Raw genomic sequence first — 22,512 nt, forward strand, 5'->3', positions numbered from 1 at the left:
TTTTTTTATGTCTTTTTTGTAATAAGTGATATATATGATATTGAATTCTAAAAACACCCCAAAAGTTGGTTTTGAAATGCCAACTTTTGGGGTGTTCATTTATTATTCTTCAGAGTGCTTTTTACGACGTCTTCCGATTAAATAAAGAGAACCGAATGCTGCCAAGAGAGAACCAATTAAAGTACTGTGTGATGTACTACCTGTTTTTGGCAAGTTATGATCGTGTTCATCTTCACTATTCACTAAGTTTTTGTTGTGATTATTGTCATGATGAGAAGTTGAAATAGTATTGATATGTGTTGATAAATTTGAAATATGATTTATTTCAGAGATATGACCTAGGTTGTTATAAGAAGTATGGTCACTGTCAAAATGGAAGTCGTTACCTAAATCAGAATTGCTATGAGAGTCTGAATCACTATCGGAATCGGAGTCACTGTCCGAGTCGCTGTCCGAGTTTGAGTCACTATCTGCATCAGAGTCACTATCAGAATCCGAATCGCTATCCGAGTCGCTGTCCGAGTCCGAGTCACTATCGGAATCTGAGTCACTATCGGAATCAGAGTCACTATCGGAATCCGAGTCACTGTCAGAATCCGAATCGCTATCCGAGTCGCTGTCCGAGTCACTATCGGAATCAGAGTCACTATCGGAATCAGAGTCACTATCGGAATCTGAGTCGCTGTTGGAATCTGAGTCGCTGTCGGAATCTGAGTCACTGTCGGAATCTGAGTCACTGTCGGAGTCAGAATCACTATCCGAGTCACTGTCGGAATCTGAGTCACTATCGGAATCCGAGTCACTGTCGGAATCCGAGTCACTGTCGGAATCCGAATCACTATCAGAATCCGCATCACTGTCCGAATCTGAGTCGCTGTCTGCATCAGAGTCACTGTCAGAATCTGTTTCGTCTACAATTAAACTTAATTCATCAGGTGCAACAACAGCAATGTCAGCTAAGTCTTCATTGAGTGGTGCATCATATGATACAGCAAGATTATGAAACAAATTGAATCGGAGTGGATAAATAAAGGTTGCATATGAAATATCTGGACCAATTTTAGACCAATCTCCCATATTTCTTGTTACAGCAACACCTGGTTGACTATATAAACCATGTTCATCAAAGTCACCTAACTTTATATCTTCTGGGTGTTCAACAAAATAATATAAACTTATTTTATCAAAATCCTGATCAATTCGTGTAAATGGTCTGTAATCATCTAAAGGCTGAGAGCCGTCAGTATATTGCTGAATACCATTAATTTCTCTGAAACCTCGATAGCCGAGTCTTACATCTAAAGGTAAATAAGGTGTTTTCTCAAATTGTTCTTTTGAAATATCAAATTCTACTTTTAAACCGATTGGACCAGAAATCAGTGTGTTCACAGAGAAAATGCGTGCTAAATGATTTGAACTTAAACCAGTATATGCACTTGTCCAAGAATCTCCATCTTCATATCTGTGAACAACATGTTCTACAACTGAAATGGGTATTTTCCCACTTTCTTTTAGTTCAAGATATTCCTCATAGGTAGGAATGTTTTGAAAACGTTGGTTTTCTCCTTCCTCTTCAGTATATTCTTCAAAAGTGATGAGTCCAAGTGGAAGATCGACATGATAAGGTACACTATTTTCATCACGTGTTCCAATCAGCGTAAATTTAACATTTTCAACAAAGTGAGGAACAGTAATATTGAATGTACTTCCTGTTTGAATATGGTCGCTCGACTTGATGGGATTGATAGAAACTTCATAATCATATTTTATACGACCATCTGGTTGAATTCTGGCATGGCCAGGTGTGACATTTGCGCCACCACCACCTATATTAGAAACGTTATTCATACCTCCATTATATGCATCATTATAAACGGGTGGTTGTGTATTATCATTATTTAAATTAAATGGTTCTGGGTAGTTTGAGTGGGATGATGTTATGTCATATGCTGATTCATCAGTTTCCTCATGAGGTGAAATTGTATCATTAATATTTGATGATGCTGTTTCTTCTTCATTGATAGGGGTGTTTTCAAGTGGTTCTGTCACTGGTTCTGTAGGTGTTTCTTCTGTGTCATTTACTGTTTCAGCTGGTTGATTAATTTCATCGCTTTCAGTTACATCAGGATGATTATTCTCTTCAACAGTTTCTGTATTTGCTGTTCCCCCAGATGTTGTCTCAGATACTTCGTTGATTTCGGCTGCTTCTACACTTTGTGTCATACCTAAAAATAGTAATGTTGTAAGTAAGGCAGAGCCTGTTCCATACGATAATTTTCGAATATTAAAGATTTGTTTTTGTTGATCATATTTTTTATATTGTTGATACTTTTTCATACGCATATTCCTTTCAAAATACTAAGGTAAATTTAATTTTTGACTTATTTACATTTAACTAGAAACAAAATGTTAAATGTACATAGTATCTCTTGAAATAATATCGCTAACGTCTTTTTTGTGAAGATTAAAAATTTAATTAACTGTAAAACTATTTAAATAATGAGAAAATATCGTAATGTATGATGGTGTGTTAAATTATCCTAAAAATTCAGAAGTAATCATTCGCTTTTTTGTGGAATAAAAATACACTCCGAAACTTTAGTTAATCGTTTCAGAGTGTATTGAAATGACTGGAATTGTACTAATCATGTATATAAAGTGACCAATGTAATAGATTTTGGTGGTACACAAACTTGATAGGGCGCCTGATTAAAATCATGTTGTTGAACATTGATATAGGGGCTATTATATTGACTTAATTTGAATTTTAAAGCATAAGGAAAATAACTTTTATCGGTGACTGTTTGATCTATCATTCGATCTACACCACCATATTCATTGTTGAGTACCTCAGTAGAAATTAAAATGTTTTTGTGTTTAGAAGACTCAGGTATACTGATTTTAAAATTTTGTGGACAATCTTCTATGTTGAAAGTGAGTACATTATAACCATGTACTGTCTGTGTGATAATGTGTCGATGGCCATAATAACATGGATATTTTGAAAAATTTAACAGCATATATCCCAAAAAGAAAAAAGGCCTTTTATTTTCGATATTATCAAATATCGCAACAGAGGGTTTTTTATTTGTACTCTGCGTAAAATTAATTGTTGCACCTGCAAGAAATTCACGGCCTTTGAGTGATTCTTCTAAAAATAGAGCCTTGTTATTTAAAAGATTTGGCGCATAGAATTCATAATAATTTAAGAAGATGGCTTTATGTCTTATATTATTTTGTATCATAAATGCATATAAAGTCGATTGCATTGTTTTGAAGGTTACTTCTTGCTGTGTACGTTGATGAAAGTCTTTAATCTTTTTAAAATCAATTGCATAAAAATCAGTTTGCAACTCTGATATAGATTCATCCAATGGTTGATCAAAAATAAAATAGTCTGTAATATCAACGGCAATCGAAATTTGTGTATCATAGATATTATGTTGAATTTGCTTTATAGCAGAAAGAGGTATTGTATTTAAATCCAATAAAAGTAAGATGTGATTATCATGATGCATTGTCAGTGGGTGTTCATTCTTGAAGAAGTATAGATCTTTAATGATATTAGAGATAAATTGATAGCTTTCAATTTCTGATAATTTGAGTGCAATGGGCACTTGTAGATTTAAAAGTTTTTTAAATTTTATCATACTTTCATCTTGATGATTTTCAATGATAGTTTCCATCGGTTCATTCACATAAACATAAGATTTAAGCCTATAGTTTGAAATGTTTTTATAACTGAAAACAGGTTCATTCATAATTAAATCTATATTTTCAAAAGGACCAATATCGATGAGATTGAAATATGAAAAAGGGTGTTCTGTAATTGTTGTGTCATCAATTTGAACCAAAATATCTTCTTTTTGTTCTTCTACTTCAAACTTAAGCTGTTTAAGTACGTCATCATCTGAAATAAGCGTATTTAATGGAATGCCTTTTGCTTGTGCTGATAGACTTTTATATTTTTTGGGCGTGACACCTAAGTATTTTTTAAAATGAATAATGTAATTTGTCGAACTAGGATAATTCCAAATATCTGCTGTCACTTTAATCTTCTTATTATCATGAGATAGATCTTTCATAGATTTAGCAATTCTTAATGAGGCTGTATATTCATGAAAGGTCATATTCATCTGTTTTTTAAATAATAATGAAAGATGAGACGTAGAAATATAAAATTGCTTTGATAACATTTCTAAAGTTGTGTGCTGATGAATGTTTTGATGAATATAGTCGATGATTCCACCTAACACATCAGTTGATGTTTGTTTGAAAGGAGCCGTAACCCGTGTGATATCATACAAAATCTGTGTTAATAATTGTTTTGCAGGCTCTGTAGATGTTTCCTCAAACTGGTAATATTTAAATAGTGATTTTAAGTTTACTTTTAAATCGTCAGGTTGGTTTATTGAAAAATATTGGTTAAAAATATCTATATTACGTGCTTTAAATAAATCATTTGGGAGATAAAAAATTAAAACATTTTTTGATTTGATTTCATAGAGTTCAGATTCATTAATTAAATGCACTGTACCATGCTCAAATTGTTGGCCGTCTTTTACGATAGTGATGTCATCGTCTAAAGAAAGTAATAGAATTAAACTATCAAAACAACGTACAGGCTGTGTCATAGGTTCAGCCAAATAATAAATTTTAGGAAACATCGGAATATCTCCTTACATAAATTGAAAGAATTTAAGTAAAAATCAATAGATGTTGGAAACTTGTAATAACCTATATATTATACGTGAGGATGTGTAACAAATAAATAAATTATTCAAGTATTTGTTTTGTTATTTTTATTAATAGTGATTGGATTATTTTATGGATTGAAAGATAGTATGTTGAAACTATGAAGTATTTTTAAAGAAGTAAGTAGTCAAAGTTGTAATAACTAATTATTGAGATAGAGAGATTAAACAATTTTTGATTTTTTATGTGCCATAAGCATAACATAACCCAACCTGTGAAGATAGGCTGGGGCATGTTATGGACTTATTCTGTTATATTTGTCTGCTTAAAGTGACCATAAATAGAGACGTTCATTAAAAACAGCACCAATACATAGAAAAATGAATGTATAAAGTCCCATCATTTTTGAAGATAAAAATACACCAAGAACAATTCCAAAACGGGCAACTAATTCAGCAAAGTTAAAACCAAGTGAATTCAGTGCTGAATAAGTCCCTCTTTTATCTTTAGGAATGATTTTAAACATATTTTCAGCATAAATAGGGACATAAATAATTTCTCCAATTGTTGCGATAATCATAAATATGATTAAAAGATAAAAGTCATTGAGATAAGTAATTTGACTGTATCCGATGATATACATGGCAAGGCCTAGAATGAGTATCTTTTTCTCAGTGTAATTGACAATTATTTTTGAAATCATATAAGTAGCAGTTATAACTAATATCGTATTCACAATCATTAGGACAGAATACATTTTTACGCCATCTATATGAAATATCAAATCAGTACTAAATTCTTCTTTTAATTGTACAGCGATGTATGAGGACGCAGATAATTCGCCCATCATAATCATACTGAATCCAATCGTCAACATAATGAAGCGTATATCTTTAAGCACTACCTCATAGCTGTTAAAGATTGAAAACATATTTTTAGTCATATCTGTTTTAATAGGTTTGCTTGATTCATCCTTAGGGACGCATTTCCATAATGCCATTAATACGAGTAGAAAAATGATAAAAGCAATGAAGAAAAGGAGGGCTTTGTTTTGATGGTACATTATGCCACCAAGCAATGCACCGAATGCCATGGCCAAATTAGTAAACCAGTAGTCAATTTTGTAAATGTAATTTTCTATATTTGGCGTAATCGCGTCCATGATAATCGTATCCATGGCGAGATATTGCAGTCCCCACACTAGATTATAAATAGTGTAGCAGGCACAGAAAAATATAATGTTTTGATTGCCAATCATTGTAAGTGACATCAGTAGTAACATGATGCCTATGATAAATTGGTAGTTTAAAACAATGCTTTTTTAGGGAATATTTCTACAAAATAGCCGCCGAGTAATGTGACTGGAAAATTGACTAGTACTAAAATAGTAAGAAATATCCCAGCAATTTTTGCATTCGGCATATCTGTAATATAAAGTGCGATAAAAGGTAAGAAGGCGGTTTTGTGATAAGTTCTTGAAAAAAGTTACTGATTAACCGTACTTTTAATGTTGTACTGAGTTTCTCCCACACCTTTATTTCTCCCTTAAAATATGTATCCCTTGTTATACTCAATAGAATACCATATTTTCGAAAAAAGAATGATTTAAAATAATAAGTAAAAAGTGATGAAAAAGGAGTGTTTATATGCATGAATTATAGGGTAAGTACGCTATTGTATAAGGATATTATTAAATCATATTTCAAAAGAATAAAAAAATACTATTACCACAATCAAATGTTGTGGTAATAGTATATCGATACAAATATTATAAACGAGATTTCCAATATTCCCCTTCAGGATATTTGAGCTTCTCAATTTTACGTTGTAGTGCAAGTTTTTTTAATTCTTTACGGAGTGTACGTTCTGGCCACTCGTAGATTGTTAACAATTCTTCTTCCGTTACAAGCTGTTTTTGTTGAATGTAATCAGCAAGTGTTGGAGGTAAGCTTTTTTCAATCGTTGTGCCAATCATTTCATTAATAATATAGGTATAGATGTGATAAGGATATAAACCTTCAACTTTTAATCCCTCTTCATGGATGTCTTCATTAAAGAATACAAGTGAAGGGGCTGTCTCGATATCCATTTCACGTGCGATATGCAAGTCTACTTTCAGGCTATCACGTAGTTTACCGCTTTTGATATCTTTTTTGAACACATCATAGTCAAGTCCTGCATTAACGATACATTTTGCAATCATATCTTCAGTGACAATATCACGTTTTGGAATAATCTCATTCTGTAATAAATGCATAAAACGATGTGCACGTGAACGACCTTGTAACTCTGCTGCTTTAAACACAAGTGCAATATTATCTCGGTCGGAAGTGCTTTGTGCCTGGCACTTAGTAAGCACCCGTAAAGATGGATTCAAAATATGACGAATAGAGATATATTGATGATATTCAATTCTTAACTTGGCCAAGATAGCGGATAGTTTAAAGCTGTCTTTACAAAAAGGATCAAAAAACGAATAGATCTCAATTTTGCTTACAGGAGTAAGGTCTGAATTATTTTGGTATTCACTATTACTCGCTATAACCTTCAATTCTTCCGTCATTTTTGTTCACCTACAATTAGTTTTCTGTGTTAACCATATAGTTCGCAGTTAACTGCAGTCTTTCATACAAATAGTCGCCGACACCATCAGGGAATTGTGCTGTTTCAATAGCTGTGTGTATATTTTCTAACCATGCATCTTTTGCATGATGATCAATGACAAAAGGCATGTGACGTTTTTTCAGCATCGGATGGCCATGTTCTTGTGTATAAAGATCTGGTCCACCTAAAAATTGTGTTAAAAATTGTTTTTGTTTACGTGCAGTTTCGGCAAAATCACCAGGGAATAAGTGATTAATTCGGTCATCATTTTCTACTAGCGCATAGAAATGATCAATCATTTTATAAAGTGCTTCTTGCCCGATTATTTCATAAGGCGTCTGTTTCATGCGTATCACCTTTTATTTTCATTATATATATAAATAATAACATGAATTTGTCCATTTCAAAGTAAAAACACTTATGCCTACAAGATCACAAAAACTTCTAAAATATAAAGGTTTCACCTCCATTACATTTTTTGTCGTTTATGGAAGAAACGCTGTACTTTATTTAAAGGTGGCTCATGTGTGAGGTGATAATTTTTAAGTATTTGTGTAAATGCGTGGTACCCCTCATCGTAGTCAGAAACTTCAAATTCCAATTCATAGTCTTCTGTATTTAAATATTCACTGTGATCAAGTACGAGTAAACCTGAAGTCGTATTTGTTTCTAAACGATGTGTGGTGAGACTTCCTAATATGATAAGTTGAGAATGATTAATATCATGTTGAGTGAGCACTTCTTTAATCTCATTAGGAATAATATCTGAAGGTATCGTTGCATCTTGTATAGGTGTATATGAAGTCTCATGGTTATACTCTGTAAGTCCAACTTCAGCAGGGACTTTTAAAGTGAATTCATGAGACTTGTCTGCACGTACACGAATACGCAGTGCCATTTTATGTGTCATCAATTGGAAGTCAGGTGTATCTATATAATAGTTTGTTTGCGTAAAGGGTTGGTCTTGAGAAAAGTAAGCGTCTTTTATCATTTGGTACGTCTTTTTATCCAATAATTGCTTGAATTCAATTTCTTGTTCTATTGCCATAATCTGTCGCTCCTTTTTATTTATTATGCAGTAATTTTAATGATAAGAAAAGGATTTAACAAATGAAGTAATTGACCGATGAGCCAATAGTAAAATTGTGTTAAACTATAACATGATAAGGAGGAGTACCTATGCGTATTTATGTCAATGAAATTAAAATTAAAGATGATCAAGTTTTATGTTATACAGAACAATCAACAGAAGGATTCACTGATGCCGGTCAAATGATAGTCGATAGTGATAATTATGCATTCGTGCACCTTTTAGATGATGGGTCAGCATATTCATATTTAATTTTTGTGCAAGAGACTTGGTCTATGTTACATGAACATCGTGATAAGAAAATCATCATTAATGATACATTAGAATTAACAAGCTTTAAGAATGAATTAGAGTATTTATTAGACAACATAGAGGGGAACTCTAATTATGGTAAGTCATTCGTTGAGGCGGTAGAGCAAACGTTTGAACTAGTATGAAGCGGAGTGAAGAATTATGAATCAATGGGACATTTTTCTAGCACCTTATCGTCAAGCAATTGATGAGTTGAAGATTAAACTTAAAGGTTTAAGAAAACAATACGAAGTCACAGAGCATCATTCACCAATCGAGTTTGTGACAGGTCGTGTTAAACCCATCACAAGCATTATTGATAAGGCAAATAAAAGGGGTATTCCATTCGACCACTTATCTGAAGAGATGTATGACATTGCAGGATTGCGCATGATGTGCCAATTTGTAGAAGATATCGATAAGGTTGTTGCATTGCTACGTCAACGTGAAGACTTCAAAGTGGTAGAAGAACGTGATTATATTAGCAATACAAAACAAAGTGGGTATCGTTCATACCATGTGATTATTGAGTATCCGATTGAAACACTCAATGGAAAAACAACAATACTCGCAGAAATTCAAATCCGTACTTTAGCGATGAACTTCTGGGCGACGATTGAACATACGTTGCGTTATAAATATGATGGTGATTATCCACCAGAAATTCAAAATCGTCTTGAACGTGCAGCAGAAGCGGCTTTTTCATTGGATGAAGAAATGTCGGAAATTAGAGATGAAATCCAAGAAGCTCAGAAATATTATTCTAAAAAACGTGCGCATAAGCATGAAGACAGCGAGGTGTAATCATGCGCTACGTCATCCTTTCAAAGGGCGATGCAAAATCAGAAGCACTCAAGCACAAAATGATGCGTCATATGCAAGATTTTAAAATGATAGAAGACGAAGAGAATCCTGAAATAGTGATTTCTGTTGGGGGAGATGGCACATTACTACAAGCTTTCCATCAATATAGTCATATGTTATCTCGATGTGCGTTTGTTGGTATACATACAGGACATTTAGGTTTTTATGCCGATTGGTTACCACACGAAGTTGAAAAATTAATTATTGAAATACACAATTCTGAGTTTCAAGTGATTGAATACCCGTTACTAGAAATTATTGTGCGTTATAACGATGACGGCTATGAAACACGCTATTTGGCCTTAAATGAAGCGACAATGAAAACAGAAAATGGCACAACGCTTGTAGTTGATTTAGATATTCGTGGTCAACATTTTGAACGTTTCCGTGGTGATGGTCTGTGTGTGTCTACACCATCAGGCTCGACTGCATATAACAAAGCACTAGGTGGTGCGTTGATACATCCATCGTTAGAAGCAATACAAATTGCAGAAATTGCCTCTATTAATAACCGTGTATTCCGTACAGTGGGGTCACCACTCGTACTCCCAAAACATCACACATGCCATATTAAGCCCGTCAATCATGATGTTATCTTAACAACGATTGACCATGTGAGTGTTAAACATAAAAATGTGAACGCTATTCAATACCGTGTTGCCAACGAAAAGATTCGCTTTGCAAGATTCCGTCCATTCCCATTCTGGAAACGCGTCCATGATTCATTCATTTCAAGTGGTGAAGATGTGTGATTTTTAAGTACGCTGCCACTGAAGTACAAACACTTAAAACATTTTTATATCAACAACGTTTTTCGAAAAAGACGATTAGCGCCATAAAGCAACATGGCGCTTTACTTGTTAATCAGCAACATAGAACTGTGAGACATCTGTTGCAAGTGGGAGACGAGATTGTGGTGCAATTACCAGATGAGGTTCCGAGTGCATCTCTTGTACCATATGAAAAACCGCTAAACGTATTATATGAAGATGCATGGTTACTTATTATTGCGAAACCTGCACATCAGAATAGTGCTCCGTCGCGTGAACACCCACATGAGAGTCTGGTTGAACAAGCATTAGCACATATGCAACAACAAAACGCGACTGGGATCCCACATATTGTTACGCGTTTAGATCGACATACAATGGGAATTGTAGTGATAGCGAAATCACGTCATGTCCATCATTTAATGTCGTTAACTGCCATAGAAAAGGTCTATGAATGTTTATGTCTGGGTAAAATACAAGCTTCAGGTGTCATCGAAGCACCTATTGGACGTGCGTCTGATAGTATTATTAATCGCATTGTTACAGAAGATGGCAAATATGCGAAGACGGTTTATACACCGATTCAAACGACAGATAATTATACGTGGTGTCGTGTTCAATTACTGACAGGGCGCACGCATCAAATACGAGTCCATTTTCAATATATCGGACACGGTATTATTGGAGATGGCCTATATGGACAGGTACATGAAGATTATCAAACACAACTGTTAAAATGTGCAGACATTTCGTTTGAACATCCGATTACGGGAGAATCTGTACATGTCACAGCACCTGAACCTCACTTTGGACAAATACTAAAAAAACTATAGAACATATTGGAGGTGACGCATATGTCAGTAGAAAATGAAATGTTAATTCAAGATGATGAAGAACAATACAACAAGCCATTACTCGATGATCTCATTCAAAAAGAAGATATCGATGGCTTCCGCGAAGAATTTTTATCATTACATGCGTACGATCAAAGTGAATACTTTGAAGAAAGTGATGCAGAGACCCGACAAAAGATGTATCAGTACTTATCACCTGAAGAAGTAGCAGATTTCTTTGAACACTTAGAAATTGATGAGTCTGATTATGAAGATTTATTTGAAGAGATGAATGCGACATATGCCAGCCACATTCTAGAACATATGTCATACGATAACGCCGTAGATATTTTAAATGAGTTATCGAAGCGTAAAATAGCCAGTCTCTTAATGTTGATGGATCGTGAAGAAGCAAAAGAGATTAAAGCATTGCTTCATTACGATGAAGATACAGCCGGCGGTATTATGACAACGGAATATATTTCGTTGACGATTAATACACCGGTACACGAGGCATTAATGCATGTTAAAGAGCAAGCACCTGATGCTGAAACCATTTATATTATTTTTGTTGTGGATGAACAGAAAAAACTGGTGGGTGTCTTGTCACTGAGAGACTTGATTATTGCTGAAAATGACACTTATATAGAAGATATTATGAGTGAACGTGTTATCAGTGCGAATGTTGCGGATGACCAAGAAGATGTTGCACAAACGATGAGAGACTATGACTTCATCGCAATGCCAGTAGTAGATTATCAAAATCATCTACTCGGTATTATTACAATCGATGATATCGTTGACGTTATCGATGAAGAGGCGAGTGAAGACTACTCACGTTTAGCCGGGGTATCAGATATTGACTCTACAGATGATACCATCTTCCAAACGGCACTGAAACGTTTGCCTTGGTTATTGATTTTAACCGTACTCGGTATGATCACAGCATCAATTCTTGGATCCTTTGAGGAAACTTTGGAAAAAGTAGCATTATTAGCTGCATTTATACCAATCATTAGCGGGATGTCAGGAAACTCTGGTACACAATCATTAGCCGTGTCAGTTCGTAATATCTCTACTGGTGAAATTAATGAGAAGAGCAAGTTTAAGCTTGCTTTACGTGAATCTGGAAGTGGCTTTTTAACAGGTATTACATGTGCTGTATCACTTTGTTTAATTATTATTATTATTTATCAACAACCATTCCTTGCACTCATTGTTGGAACAAGTTTAACAATTGCGATGACAGTGGGGACAACAATTGGTTCAGTGATACCACTTTTTATGAATAAATTAGGTATTGATCCAGCCGTAGCGAGTGGACCATTTATTACAACAATTAACGATATCGTGAGTATGTTGATTTACTTCGGTTTAGCAACATCATTCATGAATTATCTCATCTGAGGGGGACATCTATGGAATTTGTGTCACTTGTCGTCGTTATTATTGCGGCGTTATTAACACCTATTTTGCTCAGCAAGTTAAAAATTTCGTTTTTACCAGTCGTTGTTGCTGAGATTTTAATGGGGATTATCATCGGAAATTCCTTTTTAAATCTTGTACATCGTGATGATGTATTAAATATTTTATCAACACTTGGCTTTATCTTTTTAATGTTTTTAAGTGGACTTGAGATTGACTTCAATGCATTTAAAAAAGATAAAACGAAAAAGAATCAAGAAGCAAGTAAAGAGCCAAGCCATTTAAAATTAGCGATATATGTGTTTATGCTTATTATGATTATTTCAATCATTCTCGCTTATGGATTTAAATGGGTAGGCCTCATTGATGATGTACTACTCATGGTCATCATTATTTCTACCATTTCACTTGGGGTTGTCGTGCCAACCTTAAAAGAAATGAATTTAATGCGTACAACAATTGGACAATTTATTTTGTTAGTAGCTGTATTAGCCGATTTAGGAACAATGCTCTTATTAACTTTATATGGTGCGATTAATGCATCAGGTGGCGGTACGATTTGGCTGATCGGTATCCTTGTTGTCTTTACGATTTTATTCTACTTTTTGGGAGGACTATTCAAAGGTGCTCCATTAATTAATAAACTTATGGATGGGACAACACAAATAGGGATTCGTGCGGTCTTTGCGCTTATTATCTTATTAGTTGCACTTGCGGAAGGTGTGGGTGCTGAAAACATTCTCGGTGCTTTCTTAGCCGGTGTCGTCGTTTCTCTATTAGGACCAGAACAAGATTTAGTTGAAAAGTTAGACTCATTTGGTTACGGATTCTTTATCCCAATATTCTTTATTATGGTAGGGGTCGATTTAGACATTCCTTCACTAATTAAAGAACCGATGTTATTGATCATTATTCCAATTTTAATTGTGACATTTGTTGTTTCTAAGCTTATCCCAGTTATGGTCATTCGACGCTGGTTTGATATGAAAACAACGATTGCTTCTGGATTCTTACTGACATCGACGTTATCTCTTGTTATCGCAGCAGCTAAAATTGCTGAAAGTCTAGGAACAATTAGTGAAGAAATATCAGGCATTATGATTTTAAGTGCAGTCATTACATGTGTCTTTGTGCCGATTGTATTTAAACGTTTAATTCCAATTCCTGATGAAATGCAACGAACAATTAAAGTGGCAATGATTGGTAAGAACCAATTGTCTATTCCAATCGCACAAAATTTAAGTTCACAATTATATGATGTGACGTTGTATTATCGTAAGGATTTAACAGATCATCGTACATTGTCGAATGATATTACAATGGTAGAGATACCGGATTATGAATCAGAAATGCTTAAGCGACTAGGCTTATTCGACAGCGATATTGTGGTATGTTCGACCAATGATGATGAAATCAACCGTCAAGTTGCATTGATGGCAAAAGATTATGGTGTTGAGCGTGTGATTTGTCGTCTTGAAACGAATGATGAGGACCAAGCAATACGCAGTAAAAATATTGAGTTGTTCAGTAATTTCCAAAGTAACCAAATCTTACTAAAAGGTATGATTGAAACACCAAACATGCTGAACCTCTTAAGTAATGTTGAAACATCATTATACGAAATTGGAATGTACAACTATGCATTCGATCAAATGCAACTACGTAACTTCCCATTTGGCGGAGATATTATTTTCGTACGCATTATTCGAAACAATGAATCCATCGTGCCACATGGTGATACACAGTTACAATATGGTGACCGACTCATTGTAACGGGTACGAAAGAATATGTAGATCAACTGAAAATTGAATTAGAAATGTTTTAACCAAAAAAGAGACTGACAGTGTAATGGCTGCCAGTCTCTTTACTTATAGAAGTTAAAAATAAGAGGATAAATTTGTGAAATGAGCGTTTAGAATCAGAAAGATGAGAAAACCACCTCTCTCAAAATCTCGTCCTACGACTATTATCTAACTGCGTGGAACCCTGCATCAACATGGATGTTTTCACCAGTGACACCTGATGAGAAGTCACTGAATAAGTATGCTGCAGTTTTGCCAACTTCAATTTGATCCACATTACGTTTAAGTGGGGCACGTTCTTCAATTTCTTTTAAAATTGAAGTGAAGTTTCCAACACCACGTGCACTTAATGTACGGATAGGGCCAGCTGAGATTGAGTTAACACGAATGTTATCTTGACCTAAGTCGGCAGCCAAATATTTAACGGATGCTTCTAAGCTTGCTTTTGCTACACCCATCACGTTGTAGTTAGGGACTGCATACTCACCACCGATATAACTTGAAGTTACAATACTACCACCAGCATTCATAATTTTACGTGCTTCGCGTGCGACGATTGTAAGTGAATATGAACTGATATCTTGTGCAAGTAAGAATCCTTCACGTGATGTATCTGAATAGCGTCCACGAAGATCTTCAACGTTTGCGAAGGCGATTGAGTGGAAGACGCCGTCGATGTTACCAACTTCTTTACCGATTTGTTCAAAGCCATTAATCACATCTTCATCACTTTGAACATCAATTTGATAGACATGTTTTGTTGATTGATTAAGTTGATCAATGAGTTTGTCTAATTCTTTAAAACTTCTTTCTTTTCGATATGTAAAAACAAGGTTTGCACCTAATTCATCTAATACTTTTGCGACACCAAAACCGATACTGCGCTTATTGGCAATTCCCATAATAACGAATGTTTTATTTTCTAAATTCATCAATGTAAAAAGCTCCTTTTCGAATAACCATTTATTAAAACAATTTTAACATCTGGTACTAATTTATGACAATGAAAAACATTTTTGTCAGGTTCCATTTGAATCCCAAAAAAGCCATTGACCGAGGCGGCCAATGGTTTTTTGGTTAATCACTATCGACAGTTTTTTGAGCTGCATGAATGATTTGATGACGATATTTGAAAATATTACGTACGATAGATTTTAAGACAGCGTATAGTGGCACTGCAACTAAGATAAGTACAAAACCACCTAAGCTACCAGAAGCTAGGATGACTACGATGATTGTAAGTGGGTGGATATTTAATGATTTACCCATTACATTCGGTGTAATCACATTACCTTCTAATTGTTGTGCAACTAATGTGACCACACAGACCCAAATGAACGTCGTTGGACTTTGAATAATACCAAGAATACCTGCTGGCAAGAATGCCATCCAAGGTCCAAGGAATGGAATCATATTCGCAAAAATCGCGAACATAACAAGTAATAATGTATATTCAAGGCCGATAATCGTATAACCAACATACAAAATCGCACCTAAAATTAAACTCACTGTGACCTGTCCTTGAATATAAGACATCAATGTTTGGTTTAAGTCTTTTAATAAGTTAACAACGAAGATTTTACGTTCGCCATTGAAAAATCTAGCAACGGCAGGAATAAAACGTTCATGATCTTTTAACATATAAATTAAGAAGAATGGTACTAAGATTAATAAGAATAGTGTTGAAATAATGCTTGTAACAATATTTAATGAATTCGATAAAATATCTGAAGTCATTGCACCAAACTTAGAAATCATCTCATTAATTTTATCTGTCACTTCACTTGGTAATTTATCACGTTGATCTAACGCAAAGTTAATCAGATTTTGTGTTTCTTTTTGTAAATATGGTAATTGATGAATTAAGTTTTCAATCTGAGTGGCAATCACAGGACCTACAACACCGAAGATACCGCCACCGATTGCTGTTAGCGCTAATAGAATAATAGTAATACTTGCCCATCTTGGGGCACGTCGTTTTTCTAACATCTTTTGAAATGGCAAACAGATATAAAATAGAAATCCACTTATCAATAATGGTAGTAAAATCGATTGAATAATAATAATAATCGGTTTAAAAATAAAATGAACTTCTATAAATAGTTTAATGATTAAAAACAGAAGCAAGATTGCTACGCCTGCTCTAAACCAAGCTTTATTGGTCATTAATGAACCTCCTTTTTCAATTCATAATATACATTATAATCTAAAAGCAACTACTGTAAAGACACAATGTAAAATAAAAAAATTTTGTTGATAAAAAGGTAAAAATAAACAGATTTATCATAGAAGATAGGATTAAGTAATAACTTTTAAAATGCTTTTATAGCAACGGGAAATAGGTAAATTTCAATTTATATTTTATATGCCACTAAAAAAATTTGTGTTGCAAGGAATTGTTTTTTATGGGTATACTTGAATCAGATTTATCAGAAAATTCAAAGGGGTCAAAAAATATACGGGGGTATGTGCATGGTAGAAACGATAGTGGGATGGCTGAATACAATTGTATGGAGTAAACCACTTGTATTCGGATTATTGTTAACAGGTATTTCATTTAGCTTAATGACACGGTTTTTACAATTAAGGCATTTTAAAGAAATGATTCGATTGATGTTCCAAGGTGAGAAGTCACCAACAGGTATTTCAAGTTTCCAAGCGATTGCTTTATCTCTGGCAGGACGTGTTGGTACCGGGAATATTGTCGGGGTTTCAACAGCGATTTATATAGGGGGACCAGGGGCTGTATTCTGGATGTGGATTACCGCGTTTTTAGGCGCAGGTACGGCATATGTTGAGTCTGCACTCGGTCAAATATTTAAACGTGAAGAAGATGGTGAGTATCGAGGAGGACCTGCTTACTATATTGAGCAAGGAATCAAAGGTAAGTTTGGTAAAATTTACGGATTATTATTCGCACTCGTTACAATTATCTCAGTAGGACTTTTATTGCCAGGTGTGCAATCAAATGCCATTGCAAGTTCAATGCATAATGCTTTTGGGATACCGACATGGGTCATTGCAGTCGTACTGATTGTTATCTTGTCACTGATTATTTTTGGTGGGATTAAATGGATTGCAACAGTAGCTACGGCAGTTGTACCGTTTATGGCAATTATTTATATTTTAATGGCAGTTGTGATTATCTTCATTAATATCCAACAAGTACCAGCTTTATTTGCACTTATTTTCAAATCTGCATTTGGTATGGAAGCTGCGTTTGGTGGTATTATTGGTGCCATGATTGAAATTGGTGTCAAGCGTGGCTTATATTCAAACGAAGCAGGTCAAGGGACAGGTCCTCACGCTGCAGCGGCTGCAGAGGTCTCTCACCCAGCTAAGCAAGGTCTTGTTCAAGCATTTTCAGTTTATGTAGATACATTATTTGTTTGTACAGCAACAGCATTAATCATTCTTATCTCAGGTACATATAATACAACAGATGGATCAACAACGTCAGATGGTTCACCAAGATTGATTCACGATGCAAATGTTTATGTTCAAACTGCAGATGGTGGTAAAGACTATTCAGGTACAGCAATGTATGCACAAGCAGGTATCGACAAAGCGCTTCAAGGTTCAAATTATCACTTTGATCCAATGTACTCAGGATTTGGTTCATACTTTATTGCTATCGCATTGTTCTTCTTCGCATTTACAACAATTTTGGCGTATTACTACATTGCCGAAACAAATGTGAGTTTTATGACCAATCGATTAGCGAAAAATCAAAATAAGTTATGGCGTAATGTCATCCGTGTTGTACTAATTGGTGCAGCGGGTTACGGTGCGATTAAGACAGCCGATGTTGCATGGGCCATGGGTGACTTAGGGGTCGGTATGATGGCGTGGTTAAACATCATTGCTATTTGGTTATTAATCAAGCCAGCTATGCATTCATTGAAAGATTTTGAGGAACATAAAAAACAACATGGTACAGGGAAGACGGCAATTTACCAACCTGATCCAAATATTGTACCGAATGCAACGTTCTGGTTAGAAGATTATCCAAAACGATTACGTGAAGAAGGTATTGAGTTACCTAAGAAAAAATAATAATTACTATATTTATTAGTGAATATCATAGGCGTCTCCTGTACAATGAAAGTAATTCGTATGAGGAGGCGCTTTTTATGTCAGGGTTTCAAGTAGGCGTCGTCAATAAGACGCAGTTTACGAGTCGACATTTGGCACGAGACATTACTTTATCCATTTATTTACCAGAAGATTATTTGGAAACAGAGCTAGCAAACATTCTTTTTTGTTTTGATGGTCGAGACTTTTTAAGATTTGGTCAGATTCATCGTGTTTATGAACGACTGCGTAAACAAAATGAAGTCTCACGTGCGATTTTTGTTGGTTTTCATTATGAAAATGTCAATAAACGTCGCATTGAGTTTCATCCACAAGGTGAAAAGGCAGCTGCAACTGTACAGGCAGTTATCCATGAAATATTGCCTTGGATTGAAGAAACATTTTCAACGTACAAAGCACCAGAAGGACGCTACCTATTTGGCGATAGCTTGGCTGGAAGCATCGCATTATTATGTGCGTTCTCATATCCGCGTATTGTCAACCAAGTAGGAGTACTCAGCCCGCATAGTGAGGATGTAGTAGAACAGCTATTCCAACGTTGTCAATTCAAAGAGTATTTGAATATTTGGCATGTCATTGGTAAAGAAGAAATTGATTTTCAGTTACCAACCAATGGGAAACGTGCTGATTTTCTTACGCCAAATCGTGCTTTACAACAGGTGATACAAGCTGCAGCAACACAATATGAATATCATGAACTGGACGGCGGGCATAATTGGAAAACGTGGCGAACAGTACTTCCAGATATGTTAAAGTACTTTTTGAGTAACCAATGAAGTAAAATTTTGCTATAATGGATACAAACATAAACAAAGGAGGACTTTCCATGATTTTAGGGTTAGCGTTAATTCCATCAAAAAGTTTTCGAGATGAGGTCAATGCCTATCGTAAGCGTTATGATAAAGAATACATTAAAATTCAACCTCATATTACAGTGAAAAGTCGATTTGAAGTTAATGATAGTGAGCTTGAAGAAGTGAAAGCAGAGATTTCAAAACGCTTAGAAGGGGCTCAACCTGCTGAAATTCATGCGACAAAAGCTTCAAACTTTGCACCGACAACAAATGTGATTTACTTTAAAGTCGAAAAAACGGATGTATTAGAAGATTTATTTAACCGTTTTGACGGCGATGCATTTTATGGTGAAGCGGAACATCCATTTGTACCACACTTCACAATTGCACAAGGCTTAACGAGCCAAGAATTTGAAGATATCTACGGTCAAGTTCGTTTAGCAGGTGTTGACCACAAAGAAACAATCGATCAATTATCATTATTACAATTCGATGAAGAAGCAGATAAATGGCAAGTCATCGAAACATATGAATTAGGTTAATTCACAAAAAACGCCCAAGAGATTGGGCGTTTTTTACGTTGTACGATGAAGTTTTAAAAAGTACAAACCATAGAAGCATGCAAGGAAAAAGATGATACCTGCTGCGAAGTAAAATGTATAAATCGGGCTACCAAAATATTGAGATAACGGTCCACCGATAATAGGACCGATCATTGCACCAAAACCTTGAATACTATTAATTACACCCCATGTTTCTTCTTGTTCAGAGGGGTGAATAAATCCCGCCATAAATGTATTCCATGATGGTAGGAGTAAGCCATAAACCAATCCAACAATCAGTGCAATTCCCCATACAATAAAGATGTTCGTAATCAGCGTGAAGGAAATCATCGCCATACCATAACATAGAAAGCCGACAAAAATCATACTGTACATAAAACGATTGGTAAAGCGATCGATTAGTTTAGATAAACCGAGCATCGAGATGGTACAGCCAATGCCACCAATAATAATTGCAGCGGTATATTCAACAGTTGTCACGCCTACAATATCAATTGCATATTGTGGCAGAATGGGAATTAACGCACTAATTGCAACACCTTGTAATAAAATACCTGGGAAAAGAATGATATGACGACGCGTGACGCTAATAATCTGTTTGAATTGTTCGTGTGCATTTTTAGTATGGTAATCTGTCAATCGTACTTTGACAAAAAAGTAGAGTATAAATGCGACAGCGACAATTAAAGGCATTAAGAAATTGAAAGTAATAGGATGACTCTTAAAGATAAGGTTCATACCAATCATTCCTACGAGTAAGCCTGCAAGCCATGCAAAATAGACATAGCCCATTTGTTTTCCACGTGTACGCTCATCAACATTTGCTAGCATAATGACCCATATAGGACAGACTGCCACACCTAGCATTAAAGCACTTGTCATGAGAACAATTGGGGAAGTTGGCATGAAGATGACGAGAATTAAACTCACAAGAGCCAAAATAAAGCCTAATGTTAAAACAATACGTGGTCCCCATCTTTTTAAAATAAATCCAATAAAGAAGTTAGAGACAGCATCTGCAATAAAATGTATAGAAATGGCAGCAGATGTAATACCAACAGCAATCGATGTCGCTGTTGGTAATAATGGCAAGTAACTGAGTACATACATGCCACGTGCAAACTCCATGAGGAATAGAATAATAATTAATAGAGAAAAATTTTTCATATATTGCTTATTATTTAACGAGTAATCTTGCATATAAAGGAACCCTTCCATAAACAGTTTGATATGCAGTTGCATCATAAAGTAAATGAAGTAAGTCGTCACAAAGTTTTTGAGTCGAGTTGGAAACACGTGCATCGATAATATGCTGTACCATTCGTTGGCGTTCTTGAGGCTGCTGTAATAAATGTGTCACGATATTAATTGCTTCAGTAGGTGTTTGTGCAATCTTACCGAATCCTTTAGCTTCAAAGTAATAAGCATTCTCCAACTCTTGACCAGGTGCAGGATTTAAGAAAATCATTGGAATTTGTCGTGCCAAGCCTTCTGAAATCGTAATGCCACCAGGTTTGGTAATCATAAGTTGACTTGCGGCCATCCATTCGTTCATCTCTTTTGTGTATCCTAATATCAGCACATTCTTAGTCCCTTTAAAATCACTTGAAAGTTGGCGTTTCAGCGCTTTATTTCGGCCACAAACCATGACAACTTGTGCATTTGGTGTCTCAGCTATAATACGCTCAATCATTTGTTGGAAACCTTTTGATACACCGAAAGCACCTGCTGACATCAATATCGTTGGTGCATCTGGATCTAGATGATGTTGAAGTAGCCATTGTTCTCGATCGATAGGTGTTTCAAATTGTGCGGATACTGGAATCCCTGTCACTTTCGTTTGTTCACTTGGAATACCGATATTTGTTAATTCTGCTTTTAAGTCTTCTGTTGCGACATAATAACGTGTTGAGTTTGGTGTAATCCAGTTTTTATGCATGCGATAGTCTGTTAAAACAGTCGCAATTGGAATATTCATATTAAATTGTTCTGTTAATACAGATACAACAGGTGTTGGGAATGTCAACAATATTAAGTCTGGTTTTTCTTTTAATAATAAGTTTAAAAGTTTGTTCAATCCATAATATTTATAGAAGCACTTATCTATTTTTTCAGGACGACTATAATAGAAAGTTTTATACATACGACGAAAATATTTAAAACTATTGATATACCATTGTTTACATAGTGTTGTGATGATCGGATGTGCTTCTAAAAATAAGTCGTGTTCGATGACCGTTAAGTCATGCAATTGCATTTTATTTAAATATGACACAATGCTATTAGTGACTTGGGTATGGCCATTGCCAAAGGAACCAGTCAATATTAATACTTTTTTCTTTTGAGTACTCATGTGAGCAGCCTCCAATATCGTTTAGACGTAAAGGAACGTACGATTTGTAATACATGTGATGAATATTTCTAATACATCATTTGTGAGAACACCTTTACCATTTAATCATTAAACTTAGTTTGCAGTACATAAAAAGATAGATGTTAGGACAAAATTTTGCCTTTGACATTGTTATGCGTTTGTCAAAGTACAAATTGATGATGTAACATCCTTAGGTCACGATTTAATTATTCTATTATCTTAATATATTGGTTCAACAGTTACAACATATAGTACCCTTTTATAAGATGAAAAAATCATGTGCTATTTATATAATTTTGTGATGAAACGTG

18 protein-coding genes and 1 pseudogene are annotated in these 22,512 nt (G+C 35.0%); 9 read left to right on the forward strand and 10 right to left on the reverse strand.

The genetic code is table 11. From position 1 onward, the window contains the following. Positions 1–102 precede the first annotated feature (102 nt). From MUA88_RS10905 to MUA88_RS03120, 6 genes and pseudogenes are all read right to left on the reverse strand, one after another. Positions 103–2,337, reverse strand: coding sequence for an LPXTG cell wall anchor domain-containing protein (locus MUA88_RS10905; protein ID WP_481906605.1), 2,235 nt, complete (start codon positions 2,335–2,337; stop codon positions 103–105). A gap of 308 nt (positions 2,338–2,645) precedes the next feature. Beyond that, positions 2,646–4,667 (reverse strand): helix-turn-helix transcriptional regulator, encoded by a 2,022-nt coding sequence (locus MUA88_RS03100; protein ID WP_262604675.1) that lies wholly within the window; start codon positions 4,665–4,667, stop codon positions 2,646–2,648. Positions 4,668–5,020: 353 nt separating this feature from the next. After that, positions 5,021–6,227, reverse strand: a pseudogene (locus MUA88_RS03105) (MFS transporter). Positions 6,228–6,463: 236 nt separating this feature from the next. Further along, positions 6,464–7,258, reverse strand: coding sequence for a protease adaptor protein YjbH (gene yjbH / locus MUA88_RS03110; RefSeq protein ID WP_262605751.1), 795 nt, complete (start codon positions 7,256–7,258; stop codon positions 6,464–6,466). 16 nt (positions 7,259–7,274) lie between these two features. Continuing rightward, positions 7,275–7,646, reverse strand: coding sequence for a truncated hemoglobin YjbI (locus MUA88_RS03115; RefSeq protein WP_262604677.1), 372 nt, complete (start codon positions 7,644–7,646; stop codon positions 7,275–7,277). Between the two features lie 122 nt (positions 7,647–7,768). Further along, positions 7,769–8,347, reverse strand: coding sequence for a CYTH domain-containing protein (locus MUA88_RS03120; protein WP_262604678.1), 579 nt, complete (start codon positions 8,345–8,347; stop codon positions 7,769–7,771). A gap of 131 nt (positions 8,348–8,478) precedes the next feature. Here MUA88_RS03120 and MUA88_RS03125 point away from each other — a divergent pair, with 131 nt between their 5' ends. The 6 genes from MUA88_RS03125 to MUA88_RS03150 are packed head-to-tail and all read left to right on the forward strand — an operon-like array spanning position 8,479 to position 14,398. Continuing rightward, positions 8,479–8,826 (forward strand): UPF0738 family protein, encoded by a 348-nt coding sequence (locus MUA88_RS03125; RefSeq protein ID WP_262604679.1) that lies wholly within the window; start codon positions 8,479–8,481, stop codon positions 8,824–8,826. Positions 8,827–8,842: 16 nt separating this feature from the next. Beyond that, positions 8,843–9,484 carry a GTP diphosphokinase gene (gene yjbM / locus MUA88_RS03130; protein WP_262605752.1) on the forward strand — a complete coding sequence of 214 codons (642 nt, stop codon included), beginning with the start codon at positions 8,843–8,845 and terminating at the stop codon, positions 9,482–9,484. Positions 9,485–9,486: 2 nt separating this feature from the next. Beyond that, on the forward strand, positions 9,487–10,296 hold the full coding sequence (locus MUA88_RS03135) for an NAD kinase (RefSeq protein WP_262604681.1): 810 nt from the start codon (positions 9,487–9,489) through the stop codon (positions 10,294–10,296). Then, positions 10,293–11,147 (forward strand): RluA family pseudouridine synthase, encoded by an 855-nt coding sequence (locus tag MUA88_RS03140; RefSeq protein WP_262605753.1) that lies wholly within the window; start codon positions 10,293–10,295, stop codon positions 11,145–11,147. Before MUA88_RS03135 ends, MUA88_RS03140 begins: the two co-directional genes overlap by 4 nt. Positions 11,148–11,168: 21 nt before the next feature. Next, the gene (gene mgtE / locus MUA88_RS03145) at positions 11,169–12,554 is read left to right on the forward strand and encodes a magnesium transporter (RefSeq protein WP_262604683.1); all 1,386 of its coding nucleotides are present in this window, start codon (positions 11,169–11,171) and stop codon (positions 12,552–12,554) included. 11 nt (positions 12,555–12,565) lie between these two features. After that, positions 12,566–14,398, forward strand: a complete 1,833-nt coding sequence (locus tag MUA88_RS03150; RefSeq protein ID WP_262604684.1) for a monovalent cation:proton antiporter family protein — start codon at positions 12,566–12,568, stop codon at positions 14,396–14,398. A 141-nt stretch (positions 14,399–14,539) separates the two neighbouring features. Here the strand turns inward: MUA88_RS03150 and fabI are convergent, their stop codons facing one another. Together fabI and cozEa are read right to left on the reverse strand one after the other, a co-directional pair. Beyond that, positions 14,540–15,310, reverse strand: a complete 771-nt coding sequence (gene fabI / locus MUA88_RS03155) for an enoyl-ACP reductase FabI (protein ID WP_262604685.1) — start codon at positions 15,308–15,310, stop codon at positions 14,540–14,542. Positions 15,311–15,452: 142 nt separating this feature from the next. After that, the gene (gene cozEa / locus MUA88_RS03160) at positions 15,453–16,541 is read right to left on the reverse strand and encodes a lipoteichoic acid biosynthesis protein CozEa (protein WP_262604686.1); all 1,089 of its coding nucleotides are present in this window, start codon (positions 16,539–16,541) and stop codon (positions 15,453–15,455) included. A 306-nt stretch (positions 16,542–16,847) separates the two neighbouring features. Between cozEa and MUA88_RS03165 the strand changes: the two genes are divergently transcribed. From MUA88_RS03165 to MUA88_RS03175, 3 genes are all read left to right on the forward strand, one after another. Beyond that, positions 16,848–18,431, forward strand: a complete 1,584-nt coding sequence (locus MUA88_RS03165; protein WP_262604687.1) for an alanine/glycine:cation symporter family protein — start codon at positions 16,848–16,850, stop codon at positions 18,429–18,431. Between the two features lie 77 nt (positions 18,432–18,508). Further along, positions 18,509–19,246 (forward strand): esterase family protein, encoded by a 738-nt coding sequence (locus MUA88_RS03170; RefSeq protein WP_262605754.1) that lies wholly within the window; start codon positions 18,509–18,511, stop codon positions 19,244–19,246. Positions 19,247–19,296: 50 nt separating this feature from the next. Then, the gene (locus tag MUA88_RS03175) at positions 19,297–19,806 is read left to right on the forward strand and encodes a 2'-5' RNA ligase family protein (protein WP_262604689.1); all 510 of its coding nucleotides are present in this window, start codon (positions 19,297–19,299) and stop codon (positions 19,804–19,806) included. Between the two features lie 33 nt (positions 19,807–19,839). On the opposite strand, the gene ltaA is transcribed toward MUA88_RS03175, so the two are convergent. Together ltaA and MUA88_RS03185 are read right to left on the reverse strand one after the other, a co-directional pair. Then, positions 19,840–21,027, reverse strand: a complete 1,188-nt coding sequence (ltaA, locus tag MUA88_RS03180) for a lipoteichoic acid biosynthesis MFS flippase LtaA (protein ID WP_262604690.1) — start codon at positions 21,025–21,027, stop codon at positions 19,840–19,842. Then, positions 21,005–22,180, reverse strand: coding sequence for a diglucosyl diacylglycerol synthase (locus MUA88_RS03185; protein ID WP_262605755.1), 1,176 nt, complete (start codon positions 22,178–22,180; stop codon positions 21,005–21,007). Before MUA88_RS03185 ends, ltaA begins: the two co-directional genes overlap by 23 nt. Between the last annotated feature and the right edge of the window lie 332 nt (positions 22,181–22,512).

Origin of the sequence: Staphylococcus sp. IVB6240 (assembly GCF_025558425.1) — a bacterium.
Lineage (GTDB): Bacteria > Bacillota > Bacilli > Staphylococcales > Staphylococcaceae > Staphylococcus.

Bases quoted from the DNA above. Each gene is read 5' to 3' on its own strand.
- MUA88_RS03120 (WP_262604678.1), bottom strand. From the start codon at position 8,347: ATGGCAATAGAACAAGAAATTGAATTCAAGCAATTATTGGATAAAAAG.
- yjbH (WP_262605751.1), bottom strand. From the start codon at position 7,258: ATGACGGAAGAATTGAAGGTTATAGCGAGTAATAGTGAATACCAAAAT.
- ltaA (WP_262604690.1), bottom strand. From the start codon at position 21,027: ATGCAAGATTACTCGTTAAATAATAAGCAATATATGAAAAATTTTTCT.
- MUA88_RS03170 (WP_262605754.1), top strand. From the start codon at position 18,509: ATGTCAGGGTTTCAAGTAGGCGTCGTCAATAAGACGCAGTTTACGAGT.
- MUA88_RS03165 (WP_262604687.1), top strand. From the start codon at position 16,848: ATGGTAGAAACGATAGTGGGATGGCTGAATACAATTGTATGGAGTAAA.
- MUA88_RS03125 (WP_262604679.1), top strand. From the start codon at position 8,479: ATGCGTATTTATGTCAATGAAATTAAAATTAAAGATGATCAAGTTTTA.
- mgtE (WP_262604683.1), top strand. From the start codon at position 11,169: ATGTCAGTAGAAAATGAAATGTTAATTCAAGATGATGAAGAACAATAC.
- MUA88_RS03150 (WP_262604684.1), top strand. From the start codon at position 12,566: ATGGAATTTGTGTCACTTGTCGTCGTTATTATTGCGGCGTTATTAACA.
- yjbM (WP_262605752.1), top strand. From the start codon at position 8,843: ATGAATCAATGGGACATTTTTCTAGCACCTTATCGTCAAGCAATTGAT.
- MUA88_RS10905 (WP_481906605.1), bottom strand. From the start codon at position 2,337: ATGAAAAAGTATCAACAATATAAAAAATATGATCAACAAAAACAAATC.
- MUA88_RS03100 (WP_262604675.1), bottom strand. From the start codon at position 4,667: ATGTTTCCTAAAATTTATTATTTGGCTGAACCTATGACACAGCCTGTA.
- MUA88_RS03115 (WP_262604677.1), bottom strand. From the start codon at position 7,646: ATGAAACAGACGCCTTATGAAATAATCGGGCAAGAAGCACTTTATAAA.
- MUA88_RS03185 (WP_262605755.1), bottom strand. From the start codon at position 22,180: ATGAGTACTCAAAAGAAAAAAGTATTAATATTGACTGGTTCCTTTGGC.
- cozEa (WP_262604686.1), bottom strand. From the start codon at position 16,541: ATGACCAATAAAGCTTGGTTTAGAGCAGGCGTAGCAATCTTGCTTCTG.
- MUA88_RS03175 (WP_262604689.1), top strand. From the start codon at position 19,297: ATGATTTTAGGGTTAGCGTTAATTCCATCAAAAAGTTTTCGAGATGAG.
- MUA88_RS03135 (WP_262604681.1), top strand. From the start codon at position 9,487: ATGCGCTACGTCATCCTTTCAAAGGGCGATGCAAAATCAGAAGCACTC.